Origin of the sequence: Halomonas sp. THAF12 (genome assembly GCF_009363675.1) — a bacterium.
Taxonomy (GTDB): Bacteria; Pseudomonadota; Gammaproteobacteria; order Pseudomonadales; family Halomonadaceae; genus Halomonas; species Halomonas smyrnensis.
Map to the genome: position 1 here is coordinate 3,199,144 of NZ_CP045399.1, position 12,290 is coordinate 3,211,433.

Annotated in this window: 11 protein-coding genes; 2 read left to right on the forward strand and 9 right to left on the reverse strand. The window is 68.3% G+C overall.

The features are described 5' to 3' along the window. Positions 1 to 192: 192 nt before the first annotated feature. The 7 genes from aroB to pilM are packed head-to-tail and all read right to left on the reverse strand — an operon-like array spanning position 193 to position 6,739. On the reverse strand, positions 193 to 1,305 hold the full coding sequence (aroB, locus tag FIU88_RS14805; protein WP_152479735.1) for a 3-dehydroquinate synthase: 1,113 nt from the start codon (positions 1,303 to 1,305) through the stop codon (positions 193 to 195). After that, positions 1,302 to 1,844 (reverse strand): shikimate kinase AroK, encoded by a 543-nt coding sequence (aroK, locus tag FIU88_RS14810; protein WP_026068246.1) that lies wholly within the window; start codon positions 1,842 to 1,844, stop codon positions 1,302 to 1,304. The genes aroB and aroK overlap by 4 nt, the downstream gene beginning before the upstream one ends. Further along, positions 1,844 to 3,892, reverse strand: a complete 2,049-nt coding sequence (gene pilQ / locus FIU88_RS14815; RefSeq protein ID WP_253742577.1) for a type IV pilus secretin PilQ — start codon at positions 3,890 to 3,892, stop codon at positions 1,844 to 1,846. The genes aroK and pilQ overlap by 1 nt, the downstream gene beginning before the upstream one ends. A gap of 54 nt (positions 3,893 to 3,946) precedes the next feature. Then, on the reverse strand, positions 3,947 to 4,471 hold the full coding sequence (locus tag FIU88_RS14820) for a pilus assembly protein PilP (RefSeq protein WP_152479736.1): 525 nt from the start codon (positions 4,469 to 4,471) through the stop codon (positions 3,947 to 3,949). Next, entirely contained in the window at positions 4,468 to 5,100 is a 633-nt protein-coding gene (locus tag FIU88_RS14825) for a type 4a pilus biogenesis protein PilO (protein ID WP_152479737.1), read from the reverse strand. The genes FIU88_RS14820 and FIU88_RS14825 overlap by 4 nt, the downstream gene beginning before the upstream one ends. After that, a complete protein-coding gene (locus tag FIU88_RS14830) occupies positions 5,097 to 5,681 on the reverse strand; it encodes a PilN domain-containing protein (RefSeq protein ID WP_152479738.1) in 585 nt (194 codons plus the stop codon). Before FIU88_RS14830 ends, FIU88_RS14825 begins: the two co-directional genes overlap by 4 nt. After that, positions 5,678 to 6,739 carry a type IV pilus assembly protein PilM gene (gene pilM / locus FIU88_RS14835; protein WP_016853492.1) on the reverse strand — a complete coding sequence of 354 codons (1,062 nt, stop codon included), beginning with the start codon at positions 6,737 to 6,739 and terminating at the stop codon, positions 5,678 to 5,680. The genes FIU88_RS14830 and pilM overlap by 4 nt, the downstream gene beginning before the upstream one ends. Positions 6,740 to 6,999: 260 nt before the next feature. Between pilM and FIU88_RS14840 the strand changes: the two genes are divergently transcribed. Together FIU88_RS14840 and FIU88_RS14845 are read left to right on the forward strand one after the other, a co-directional pair. Next, entirely contained in the window at positions 7,000 to 9,525 is a 2,526-nt protein-coding gene (locus FIU88_RS14840) for a penicillin-binding protein 1A (protein ID WP_152479739.1), read from the forward strand. A gap of 83 nt (positions 9,526 to 9,608) precedes the next feature. Beyond that, complete coding sequence (locus tag FIU88_RS14845) at positions 9,609 to 10,355, forward strand: YdiY family protein (RefSeq protein ID WP_152479740.1); 747 nt, start codon at positions 9,609 to 9,611, stop codon at positions 10,353 to 10,355. A gap of 88 nt (positions 10,356 to 10,443) precedes the next feature. Here FIU88_RS14845 and FIU88_RS14850 read toward each other — a convergent pair whose 3' ends face one another. Beyond that, positions 10,444 to 11,715, reverse strand: coding sequence for a malic enzyme-like NAD(P)-binding protein (locus FIU88_RS14850; protein ID WP_152479741.1), 1,272 nt, complete (start codon positions 11,713 to 11,715; stop codon positions 10,444 to 10,446). A 262-nt stretch (positions 11,716 to 11,977) separates the two neighbouring features. Continuing rightward, positions 11,978 to 12,190, reverse strand: a complete 213-nt coding sequence (rpmE, locus tag FIU88_RS14855) for a 50S ribosomal protein L31 (protein ID WP_016853488.1) — start codon at positions 12,188 to 12,190, stop codon at positions 11,978 to 11,980. Positions 12,191 to 12,290 lie beyond the last annotated feature (100 nt).

The following is a 12,290-nucleotide window of genomic DNA, read 5'->3' on the forward strand; positions in this document are numbered from 1 at the left end:
CGAGGCATTGTCACCGCGACCCATGCATTAGACTTTAGTCTTAAATGGCGTTTTCACCCCATACCGATACTGCATACCACATACAGATTCACGCATTTCACCCGCGAAGGCGTCACCCACACCCCCGGAAACGACAACGCCCGCTGCCGGAAGCAGCGGGCGTTGATCGTGCGACATGACGAGAGCGAGCGGTCACTGCCGGGGAAAGGCCTTCAGCAGGGCCGCCAGGGTCTCGGGCGGCGTTTCGTCATGGATGCAGGCGTCGCCGAGTCGCCGCAGCAGGATCAGCCGCAGCCGGTCGTCGAGATTCTTCTTATCGAGACGCATGATCGACAGGAAATCGTCGACGCCCATGTCCGCCGGCGCCGCCAGCGGCAGCTCGGCCGCCGCCAGCACGTCCCGGGTCCGCGCCACCTCCTCGCCGGACAGCCAGCCCAGCCGCTGCGACAGCTCGGCGGCCAGCAGCATGCCGGTACCGACGGCCTCGCCGTGCAGCCAGCGGCCATAGCCCTGATGCGTCTCGATGGCGTGCCCGAAGGTATGCCCCAGGTTGAGCAGCGCCCTCACGCCCTGCTCGGTCTCGTCCTCGGCGACGATCTCGGCCTTGAGGCCGCAGCTGCGCTCGATGGCCCAGGCCAGGGCCTCGGCATCGAGCGCGCGCAGCGCCGCCATGCTCGCCTCCAGCCAGGCCAGGAAGTCGGCGTCGCGGATCAGCCCGTACTTGATGACCTCGGCGAGGCCGGCGGACAGCTCGCGGGGCGGCAGGGTCGAGAGGGTGTCGGTATCGATCAGCACCGCCCGGGGCTGCCAGAAGGCGCCGATCATGTTCTTGCCGCGGGGATGGTTGACGCCGGTCTTGCCGCCCACCGAGGAATCCACCTGGGACAGCAGCGTGGTCGGCACCTGCACGAAGGCCACGCCGCGCTGGTAGCAGGCCGCGGCATAACCCGCCATGTCGCCGATCACGCCACCGCCCAGCGCCACCAGGGTGCAGCGCCGGTTGAAGCCGGCCTCGAGCAGGGCATCCCAGATGCGCTCGACGCTGGCCAGGGTCTTGGTCGCCTCGCCGTCCGGCAGCACCACCTCGCGCACCGTCAGGTCGTCGTCGAGGCCGGCCTTGAGCCGTTCCAGATAAAGCGGGGCCACCGTCTCGTTGGTGACGATCATCACCTGGCGGCCGGCGAGATGCGGTCGCAGCCAGTGCGGATCGCCCAGCAGCCCGGGGCCGATATGAATGGGATAGCTGCGCTCGCCCAGGGACACCGTCAGGGTGCGCCGGGCATCGTTGGATCGCGTCATGTTCATGCCTTGCAGTGCAGGGGGTCGATCAGGCGCTCCACGCGGCGCACGATCTCGTTGACCACGGCGCGCGGGCCGCGACGATCGGTGCGCACCACCACATCGGCGGTGGCCCGGTACAGCGGATCGCGCTGCGCGAACATCTGCTCCAGCAGCTCGGCCTTGTCATCGCGCTGCAGCAGCGGACGATTGCGATCCTTGGCGGTGCGCCGCAGCTGCTGCTCGACGGTGGTGTAGAGATAGATCACCGTGCCGCTGTCGCGCAGCATGCGCCGGTTCTCCTCGCGCAGCACCGCGCCGCCGCCGGTGGCGATGACCACGCCCTCCAGCGCCGACAGCTCATCGATCATCTGGGTCTCGCGCTCGCGGAAGCCCGCCTCGCCCTCGACGTCGAAGATCCACGGGATATCGGCGCCGCAGCGATCCTGAATCTCATGATCGCTGTCGTGGAAGTCTCGGGACAGCTCGGCCGCCAGAAGGCGGCCGATGGTGCTCTTTCCGGCCCCCATGGGGCCGATCAAAATCAGATTGGGTAATGCCGGCATCAGCGAATGGCCAGGTTGTCATCCAGTATTCGGGGCGTGATGAATACCAGCAACTCTACCTTATCGTTGGAGTCCTCGGTATAGCGGAAGAGATTTCCGAGCACCGGGATGTCGCCCAGGAAGGGCGTCTTGAACAGGCTGCGCACCTGCTCGGTGGTCAGGATGCCGCCAAGCACCACGGTTTCGCCGTTGTCCACCAGCACCTGGGTCATGATCTCGTTGGTGTCGATGGCCGGGGCGCCGTTGAAGGACTGATCGGCGACGGTGTCATTGTTGATCGCCAGATCCATGATGATGCGGTTGTCCGGCGTGATCTGCGGCGTCACCTCCAGCGACAGCACCGCCTCCTTGAACTCGGTGTCGGTCGCCCCGCTCGAGGTCGACTCCTGATAGGGAATCTCGGTGCCCTGCTTGATGATCGCGGTGCTCTGGTTGGCGGTGATCACCCGCGGCTGGGAGATGGTCTGGCTCTTGCCCTCGCTCTCCAGCGCGCGCAGCTCCAGATCGAGCAGCACGTCGCCGGAGAGATAGCCGAAGCTGAAGGCCGTGGACGGATTCAGCTCGTCCCCCAGGTCCACGGACAGCCCGCCGCTGTCGGCGACCCCGGACGAGGCGCCGCCGGCGTTGAGACCGTTGGGCGAGCCTCCCTCGTTGTTGGACAGCCCCCAGCTGACCCCCAGCTCGCGGGTGGCGCTGTCTCGGGCGATCACGATCCGCGCCTCGATCTGCACCTGACGCACCGCCACGTCGAGGCGCTCCAGGGTATCCATGATGTTGCTGATCTGGTCGGCGGTATCCTGCAGCAGCAGGGTGTTGGTGCGCGGATCCACGGCGACGCGGCCGCGCTCGGTCAAAAGCCCGAAGCCGCTCTCGCCGCGCAGCAGCTGCGCCAGATCGTCGGCCTTGGCGTACTTGACCTGGATGTACTCGGTCTCCAGCGGCGCCAGCGTTTCCAGCTGCTCGCGGGTCTGCAGCTCCAGCTGCTCCCGGGCCGCCAGCTCCTCGGCCGGCGCCACCACGATGACGTTGCCCTCCTGCCGACTGGCCAGGCCGTGACTCTTGAGCACCAGATCCAGCGCCTGATCCCAGGGCACGTCCTGCAGGTTGAGGGTGACGCGGCCGGTGACGCTGTCGCTGGCCACTAGGTTCAACCCGGTGAAGTCGGCGATGATCGCCAGCACCGAACGCACCTCGATGTCCTGGAAGTTGAGGGTGATGCGATCGCCGGTGTAGGAAAACTGCTCGCGCGCCTGTTGCTCGCGCTGCTGGGGCGTGACCGGCTGGGCCGAGATCGTCAGCCGACGGCCACTCTGGGTCGACAGCATGGCGAAGTCGCCGCTGCCCTGAATGTCGAGCGTGACGCCGTCACGGCCGGCCCGCGGCGTGATGCGGCGCAGCGGCGTGCCGAAATCGGTGACGTCATAGACCTGGTCGAGGGAGGCCGGCAGGCGCACGCCGCTCAGCCGGGCGACGATGTCGGAGCGCCCGCTCTCGCTGACGCGCGCATCCACGCCGCCGCGATCGAAGGACACCACCACGCGCCCGGCGCCGTCCTCGCCGCGCCGGAAGTCGATGTCGGTGATGCTCGGGCCGGCCACGGCCGCCGCCGACGCGGAGACGGACGAGCCCGCGGCCGAGCCGCCGGTGGCCTCGGGCGCGGACGACGCGACGCTGCCGCCGATCGACAGCCGCAGGCGATCGCCCTGCTGGACGGTGTCGTAGGGCAGCGGCCCTTCCAGGTCGAACACCAGGCGCGTGCGGCTGCCCGCCTCCAGGGCCGTGACCCGCTCGACACCCCCGACGCCCAGCTCCTGGCGACGGCGCTCCAGGGCGCTGCGGGTCTCGATCAGATCGATGGTCAGCCGCGCCGGCTCATCGAGGCGATAGCCGCGCACCTCGGGCACGCCGCCGTCGAAGGACAGGTCGACCACCAGGGCACCGCCGGCCCCCTGACGGTAGTCCAGGCCGGTTAGCGTCGAGGCCGCCATGACCGAGGTGGACACCACCAGCATGGCCAGGGCCGCGAGAGCTCGCATCGTCGTTTTCATGGTTCCCTTTCCCCTCCAGGCCCCGCCGTCTCCGGGCGGGCTTGCGCGTGTTGTCTAGCCGTCCAGCGCTAGCTGGGTGCTGCGTTCGATCCAGCCGCCGCGTCCGGTGGGCACGATCTCCACCAGCTGCACCGAGGCGGCGGTGATGTCGACGATGCGTCCGAAATCCGAGCCCATGTGGTCGCCGACGCGAAGCCGATGCACGTTGCCGTCCGGCGCCCGCACCAGCGCCGAGGGGGCGCCGCCCACGGTGAGCGTGCCCACCAGGTCCAGCTGGCCGAGATCATAGGCCTCCAGCGGCTCCCGCGGCCGCGACGTGTCCGGCGCCAGGTCGACGTCGCCCTCCGGCAGGGTGCGACTCTCCGGCAGCCGCACCTGAAAGGGACTGCGCTGGTCGGCGAAGCGGTAGTCCACGGAGTGATAGACCGGCATCGGCGGCAGCGGCTCGAGCGCCAGCTCGCCGGGATCGGCCCGCAGCGAGGCCAGTTGCTGCTCGAGATCGCCGGTATCGGCGTCCCGGCAGGCGCCGAGCGACAGCACCATCCCCAGCAGCGCCAGGCCATGCCCCCAGCTCTTCATGGCGCCTCCTCCTCGTCGGAGGCCGCTTCCGGCGGCCGATAGCTGTAGGTCCGCGCCAGCATCGACAGCTCGAGCCGCCCGCCCTCGGTCGGCTCGAGCGTGAAGTCGTGCTGGGTCACGATGCGTGGCAGATCGGCGACGGCGGCGAGGAAGGAGCCGATACGGTGGTAATCGCCGCGGACCTGGATATCGAACGGGTGCTCGACGTAGAACTCCCGCTCGACGGGGGTGCGCAGGCGAATGGCGTCGATGACCAGCTGACTGTCGATGGCCGACTCGCTGATGTCGTCGATCAGCGACGGAATCTCGGGGCCGCTCGGCAGCATGCCCACCAGCACGTCCAGGCGCCCGTCCAGCGTCTCCACCTGCTCGCGCAGCATCGGCAGGTGGGCCGCCTGAGCCGCCTTGCTGCGATAGTCCCGCAGCAGGCGCGTCTCTTCCTGCCGCGCGCCCTCCAGCTCCTGGGCCTTGGGCGCCGCTAGATACCAGTAGAGACCGGCGAAGGTCAGCCCGACCATCAGCAGGCAGCAGATCAGCTGCAGCAGGAAGGGCCAGCCGCCGGCCTCCTTGATGTCCAGCTCGCCCGGCTCCACGTCCTTCAGGCGCCGCCATTCGGTCGCGAGGTTCATGGCGCCACCTCCTTGTTCCCGGTGTCGCTCCCGGTGTCGTTCGCGGTGCCCGGCATGTGCTGGCCGACGCTGAGATCGAAGCGGCGCGCGCCCTCCTCGGCCTCCACCTCGGAGAGCACCGGCACGTCGAGCACCGGCGAGGCCTCGAGGGCCCGCAGCTGGGCCGAGACGCGGCGATTGTCCTCGGCCAGGCCGGTCAGGCGCAGGCGGTCGCCCTGGCGCTGGAGGTCGGCGTAGTACACGCCCTCCTCGAGGCTGGCCGTCAGGGCATTGAAGACGTGCACGGTCTGGGGACGCTCGGCCTGCAGTTCCTGCAGCACCGCGATGCGTCGTTCCAGGGTCTCGAGCCGCGCCTCGTATTCGCTGACGGTGCGAATATCGCGATCCAGCTCCGCGGTGCGCTGGCGGATCAGCGCGTGTCGCTGCTGCTGGGTCGTCAGCTGCTGCGCGTAGTACCCGGTCACGGCGTAGCCACCGCCCAGGCCGACCAGGGCGACCAGCCCCAGGGCCAGGTAGAAGCGCTTGCTGCGCCGCTGGCGCCGCGCCTCGCGCCAGGGCAGAAGATTGATCTCGATGGTCATCCGCGCGCCCTCATCGCCAGCCCACAGGCCGTCAGCATGGCCGGCGCATCGCCGGACAGGGTCTGCACGTCGACCCGCGAGCTCATCTTCATGCGCCGGAAGGGATTGGCGATCACCACCTCCATCCCGGTTTCCGCCGCCAGGCGGTCGGCGAGCCCCGGCAGCACGCCGGTGCCGCCGGCCAGGATCATGCGATGCACCTCCTGCTTGCGGCCGGCCGTGTAGTAGAGCTGCAGCGAGCGCCCGACCTGTTGCACCAGGGTATCGAGGAAGGGATCGAGCACGCTGCGGCGATAGTCGTCCGGCAGCCCGCCGCGCTTCTTGGCCAGGCCGGCCTCCTCGAGGCTCAGCCCGTAGCGGTTGCGGATCTCCTCGGTCAGCGCCCGACCGCCGAAGACGGTGTCGCGGCTGTAGGTGATCCGCCCGTCGCGCAGCACGTGGAAGGCATTCATGTTGGCCCCGATATCCACCAGGGCCACGCCGCCATCCTCGGCGCCGCCGGCCGGCAACTGGGTCGCCAGCTCGGTGTAGGCGCGCTCCATGGCGAAGGTCTCGACGTCCACCATGGACGGCGTCAGCCCCACCTGGCTGACCGCCTCGGTCAGCTGGCTGACATCCTGCTGACGACAGGCGACGAGCAGCACGTCCTGCTGATCGCCGTAGCGATCGTTGAGGCCGAGCCGCTGGAAGTCGAAGGCCACTTCACTGAACGGAAAGGGAATGTGCTTGTCGGAGTCGAGCTGGATGCGAGTCTCGATCTCGTCGTCGGAGAGCGTCGCCGGCAGCATCAGCGTCTTGGTGATCGCCGCGCTGGCCGGCACGGCCACCGAGACGCGCCGACTGGTCGGCTTGGCGTGGTCCACCACGCGCTTGAGCGCATCGACCACCGCATCCATGTCGCGGATACGCCGCTCCACCACGGCGCCTTCGCGCAGCGGACGCACGGCGTAGCTCTCGATGCGATAGGTCCCGCCGACCCACTTGAGTTCGATCAGCTTGACGGTGGCCGACGTGATATCGACCCCGATGAGCCCCTTGCCGGTTGCCCCGATTCGCATCTAGGTCATGCTCCCGACTGAATACCTGCGTTAAACCGCTCATAATAGTATGGCGCCGGCATCAGCAACTGATACCAGCTGTCATCATGCTTATCCTGTAATTCGAGGCTACATGAATTTTCCTGATCTCACACGAACGGGTGTCGCCAGACGTCAACGCTGGTGGTCGCGCTGACGGCTTCCTATAATGGCCGGCGCATCTGTACCCTCGTTCGCCCCCGCCGCTTCGCACTCGTTCACAGCATGGATACCGCGTTTTCATGAAGTTCATCAGAACCCTGACCTTTTCGGCATTCTGGCTGCTGGTCTCGCTGTCCACCGCCTCGGTGCTGGCCGTGGCGGGGGCCGCCCTCTACTTCGCCCCCGGGCTGCCCGACGTCCGGCAGCTGCAGGATTTCGAACTGCAGACGCCGCTGCGCATCTTCACCCGTGACGGCAAGCTGATCGGCGAGTACGGCGAGGAGCGTCGTCAGCCGGTGGACTTCGACGAGATCCCGCAGGGCATGATCGATGCGCTGATGGCCGCCGAGGACGCCTCCTACTTCGACCACCACGGCGTCGATCCCAAGGGCCTGGCCCGCGCCGCGGTGGAACTGGTCGGCAGCGGCGGCAACATCCAGTCCGGGGGCTCCACCATCACCATGCAGGTGGCTCGCAACTATCTGCTCACCCTGGACCAGACCTTCACCCGCAAGATCCGCGAGATCCTGCTGGCGCTGCAGATGGAGCAGATCCTCAGCAAGCAGGAGATCCTCGAGCTCTACGTCAACAAGATCTTCCTCGGCCATCGCGCCTACGGCATCGCCGCCGCCGCCGAGGTCTACTACGACAAGCCGCTCGACGAGCTGAGCCTGGCCCAGCAGGCGATGATCGCCGGCCTGCCCAAGGCCCCCTCCGCCTTCAACCCGCTGGCCAACGCCGAACGCGCGCTGATCCGCCGCAACTGGATCCTGTTCCGCATGCGCGACCTCGGCTACATCGACCAGGCCGCCTACGACGAGGCCGTCCAGGCGCCGATCACCGCCAGCCGCCATCAGACCAAGGCCGAGGTCACCGCCGACTACGTGGCCGAGATGGCCCGCCAGTACGCCGTCGACCGCTTCGACGACGCCTACACCGGCGGCTATCGCATCACCACCACCCTGGACAGCGAGCTGCAGCCCCAGGCGCGCCAGGCGCTGGCCAACGGCCTGATCGCCTACGACACCCGCCACGGCTGGCGCGGCGCCGAGCAGAGCGACATTCCGCGCAGCCTGGCGGAAGCCCAGGAGAACACCGACCCCGAGGGGCTCGAGGAAGAGCTGGCCGAGTCTCCCGAGGTGATGAGCACCGCTCGCCAGGCCGCCGAGCGCAGCCAGACCGAGGTCGAGGGCATCGACGGCGACGTCAGCAACTGGCTGCAGGTGCTGGAGCGCACGCCGGTGCTGGGCCCGCTGGAGCCGGCCATCGTCGCCTCCACCGAGGGCCGCGAGATGCGCGTGCTGGCCCGCGGCGGCGAGGTCCGCACCATCGCCTGGGACGGCCTCGACTGGGCTCAGCCCTATCGCAACGCCCGCTACCGCGGCGCGGCGCCGGACTCCGCCGCCGACATCGCCAGCCCCGGCGATCTGGTCCGCGTGCTGCAGCGCGAGGACGGCAGCTGGCGCCTCTCCCAGCAGCCCGAGGCCCAGGGCTCGCTGGTGGTGCTCGACCCCGACACCGGCGCCATCCTGGCCCTGCAGGGCGGCTTCGACTACGACGCCAGCAAGTTCAATCGCGCGCTCCAGGCGCGCCGCCAGGCGGGCTCGATCTTCAAGCCCTTCATCTACCTGGCCGGCCTGAACAGCGGCGAGGTGAATCCCGCCACCATCATCAACGACGCCCCGGTGGTGATGGAGGACGGCAGCAGCGAACTGTGGCGCCCCAACAACTCCAGCGGCGACTTCCTCGGCCCGACCCGCCTGCGCGTCGGCCTCGCCCGCTCGCGCAACCTGGTCACCATCCGCCTGCTGCAGACCCTGGGGCTCGACCGCACCATCGGCTTCCTCGAGAACTTCGGCTTCCACCCCGAGCGACTGCCCCATGGCCTGTCGCTGGCGCTCGGCACCACCAGCCTGACGCCGCTGGAGATGACCCGCGGCTACGCGGTGCTGTCCAACGGCGGCTTCGCCATCGAACCCTGGCTGATCGAGAAGATCACCAGCGGCGAGGCGCAGACCGTGGTGCAGGAAGCCGATCCCATCGTGGCCTGCCGCGAGTGCGCCGCCGACCAGGAGACCGTCGAGCGTGACGGCAAGTCCTATCGGGTCGCGCCGCGCGTGGTCGAGGCGGAGGCCGCCTACCTGATCCGCGACATGCTGCGCGACGTGGTCGAGCGCGGCACCGCTCGCCGCGCCCTGGCCCTCAACCGCAGCGACATCGTCGGCAAGACCGGCACCACCAACGAGCAGCGCGACGCCTGGTTCGCCGGCTTCAACACCGAGCTCGCCGCCACCGTGTGGGTCGGCAAGGACGACAACAGCTCGACCGCGGAATACGGCTCCCAGGCCGCCCTGCCGATCTGGGTCGACTTCATGGGCAAGGCCCTGGACGGGACCCCGGAGCACTGGCCCGAGCGCCCGGAGGGCGTGGTCAGCCGCCGGGTCGACCCGGATACCGGCCGCCTGCTGCACGACGACCAGTCCGGCGGCATCGAGGAGATCTTCCGCGCCGACCATCTGCCCAGCTATCAGCCCCGGCGCGTCGATCAGGCCGTCGAGCAGGAAAGCGGCTCCGAGGGCACCGGCGCCTACGAAGCCATCTTCTAGATCGCCCCTTCGCCGGTGCGGCGGCCCGCCGCCGCACCGGTCCTCCTTGACACTCACCCCCGAACCGACCGCGAGAAAGCACCATGCGCTCCAAGGTGATGTTCGCCTGCGGGCTCGGCCTGCTGATGCTGGCCGGCGATGCCACGGCCTCCCCCTTCTATGCCCCGCCCGAGCCGACGGGCGATGCCCCGCCGCTGACCGGAGAGGCCGAGCTCGGCTTCACCCATCTGCAGGGCAACACCAACAGCCAGACCCTGATCGCCAAGGGCCGCCTGGTATGGCTGGATGGCGCCTTCACCCACAGCCTGCGCGGCGAGGCCCGCCACGTCACCCAGGACGAGGAGACCAGCGCCGAGCAGTATCTGCTGGCGGCCCGCGAGCGCTACGACATCGAAGGCCCGCACTATCTGTTCGGCTTCGCCCGCTGGGAGGACGACCGCTTCAGCGGCTACGACTATCAGGCCACCGTGATCGGCGGCTACGGCCGCCAGGTGCTGGATAACGACCGCCATGTGCTGTCGCTGGAAGCCGGCCCCGGCTACCGGGTCGACAGCGTGACCGACGAGCGCACCGAGCGGCTCGGCGTGGTCTACGGCGCCATGGACTACCGCTGGCACCTCTCCGACACCGCCTCCTTCGCCCAGGAGCTGTCGCTGGAAGGCACCGACCGCAACCTGACCGCCCGCTCGCTCTCGAGCCTGACCTCGCGCCTCAACGAGCATCTGGCGCTCAAGCTCTCCTACGAGATCAAGCACAACACCCGTCCGCCCGACACCGCCGAGGCGCGCACCGACCGCATCACCAACGTCTCGCTGCTCTACGACTGGTAGGCCATCGAGGCGCTGCTTCCCGCGCCCCTCAGACGCAACGACGCCGGCCCGAGGGCCGGCGTCGTCGTTCACGCACCGCGCTTGGCGATCAGCCGCCGTAGACGTCGTCCACGGTCTTGAGCGGATAGTGCGAGGGATAGGGCTTGCGCGCCACGCCGGAGTCCACCGCCGCCTGGGCCACCGCCGAGGAGACCCGCTCGAGCAGCCGCACGTCCACCGGCGTGGGCAGGATGTAGTCGCGCCCGAAGCTCATGCTCTCCGCCTCGTAGGCCTCCAGCACCGCCCGGGGCACCGGCTCGCGGGCCAGGTCCTTGAGCGCGTGCACCGCGGCGACCTTCATCTCCTCGTTGATGCGCGTCGCCCGCACGTCAAGCGCGCCGCGGAAGATGAACGGGAAGCCCAGCACGTTGTTGACCTGGTTCGGGTAGTCCGAGCGCCCGGTGGCCATGATCACGTCGGGGCGCGTCTCGCGGGCCAGGTCCGGGTGAATCTCCGGATCCGGGTTGGTGCAGGCGAACACCACCGGATTGTCGGCCATCTTGCGGATGTGGTCGGCGCTCATCAGGCCGGGGCCGGACAGGCCGATGAAGACGTCGGCACCGTCGATGGCGTCGTCCAGGGTACGCTTGTCGGTGTCGACCGCGAACATCGCCTTGTACTGGTTGAGATCCTCGCGGCCGCTGTGGATCACGCCCTTGCGGTCCAGCATCACCAGGTTCTCGGCGCGGGCGCCGCAGGACACCAGCAGCTTCATGCAGGCGATCGCCGCCGCCCCGGCGCCGAGGCAGACGATCTTCGCCTCCTCGAGGGACTTGCCGGCGATGTCCAGGGCATTGAGCATGCCCGCCGCGGTGACGATGGCGGTGCCGTGCTGGTCGTCATGGAACACCGGGATGTTGCACTGCTCGACCAGCGCGCGCTCGATCTCGAAGCACTCCGGCGCCTTGATGTCCTCGAGGTTGATGCCGCCCCAGGTATCGGCGATGCGCGCCACGGTGTCGATGAAGGCCTGCGGGCTCTCGGCGTTGACCTCCAGGTCGGTGGAGTTGATGCCGGCGAAGCGCTTGAACAGCACGCCCTTGCCCTCCATGACCGGCTTGCTGGCCAGCGCGCCCAGGTTGCCGAGCCCCAGGATGGCGCTGCCGTCGGAGATCACCGCCACCAGGTTGCCCTTGCCGGTGTAGAGATAGGCGTTCTCCGGATCCTGAGCGATCTCGCGCACCGGCTCGGCCACGCCCGGGCTGTAGGCCAGGGCGAGATCCCGGGAGGTCGCGGTGGGCTTGGTCAGCTCCACCGACAGCTTCCCGGGAATGGGCTTCGCGTGATAGTCCAGTGCCGCCTGTTTCTTCGCGTCTGTCATGCTCAGGATCCGGTCAGAGTGATGTTGAGGGCCAGCGAGATTATAAAAAAAACTTCCACTTCTCAACTTAGTAAAGTTACACAATCTAGCAACCGCTTTCGCAGACGTTCACCACCATTTATCGCAACTTATACTTGACCGCCCTGCCATAAAGAATCCCTTATCGAGGCGACGACGCCGCGTGCCGGGCACGCAAAAAACCCGCCACGAGGGCGGGTTCTTTCGGATGCTGCCGAAGCCGGCGCCGGGCGCCGGCGACGCATCAACGCTTGACGGCGGCACCGAAGCGCTTGTTGAAGCGCTCGACGCGACCACCGGTGGTCGCCTGCTTCTGCTTGCCAGTGTAGAACGGGTGGCACTGAGAGCAGACGTCCAGGGACAGGTCCTGATCGCTGGTGGTGCCGACCTGGAAGGTGGCGCCGCAGGAGCAGGTGGCGTTGACCGTCTTGTAATTCGGGTGGATACCTTGTTTCATCTTGAGCCTCGCTACGCTGTATGCCGCCACCTGATCTCATGCCAGGCACCGCATACGGGTTGTCTGAACGTTCAAACCGGGCGCCGCCCCACCTAGGGTG

Excerpts from the sequence above, each read along its gene's own strand:
- FIU88_RS14825 (WP_152479737.1), bottom strand. The coding sequence starts at position 5,100 with ATGAACCTCGCGACCGAATGGCGGCGCCTGAAGGACGTGGAGCCGGGC.
- FIU88_RS14830 (WP_152479738.1), bottom strand. The coding sequence starts at position 5,681 with ATGACCATCGAGATCAATCTTCTGCCCTGGCGCGAGGCGCGGCGCCAG.
- aroK (WP_026068246.1), bottom strand. The coding sequence starts at position 1,844 with ATGCCGGCATTACCCAATCTGATTTTGATCGGCCCCATGGGGGCCGGA.
- rpmE (WP_016853488.1), bottom strand. The coding sequence starts at position 12,190 with ATGAAACAAGGTATCCACCCGAATTACAAGACGGTCAACGCCACCTGC.
- FIU88_RS14840 (WP_152479739.1), top strand. The coding sequence starts at position 7,000 with ATGAAGTTCATCAGAACCCTGACCTTTTCGGCATTCTGGCTGCTGGTC.
- FIU88_RS14845 (WP_152479740.1), top strand. The coding sequence starts at position 9,609 with ATGCGCTCCAAGGTGATGTTCGCCTGCGGGCTCGGCCTGCTGATGCTG.
- pilM (WP_016853492.1), bottom strand. The coding sequence starts at position 6,739 with ATGCGAATCGGGGCAACCGGCAAGGGGCTCATCGGGGTCGATATCACG.
- pilQ (WP_253742577.1), bottom strand. The coding sequence starts at position 3,892 with ATGAAAACGACGATGCGAGCTCTCGCGGCCCTGGCCATGCTGGTGGTG.
- FIU88_RS14850 (WP_152479741.1), bottom strand. The coding sequence starts at position 11,715 with ATGACAGACGCGAAGAAACAGGCGGCACTGGACTATCACGCGAAGCCC.
- aroB (WP_152479735.1), bottom strand. The coding sequence starts at position 1,305 with ATGAACATGACGCGATCCAACGATGCCCGGCGCACCCTGACGGTGTCC.
- FIU88_RS14820 (WP_152479736.1), bottom strand. The coding sequence starts at position 4,471 with ATGAAGAGCTGGGGGCATGGCCTGGCGCTGCTGGGGATGGTGCTGTCG.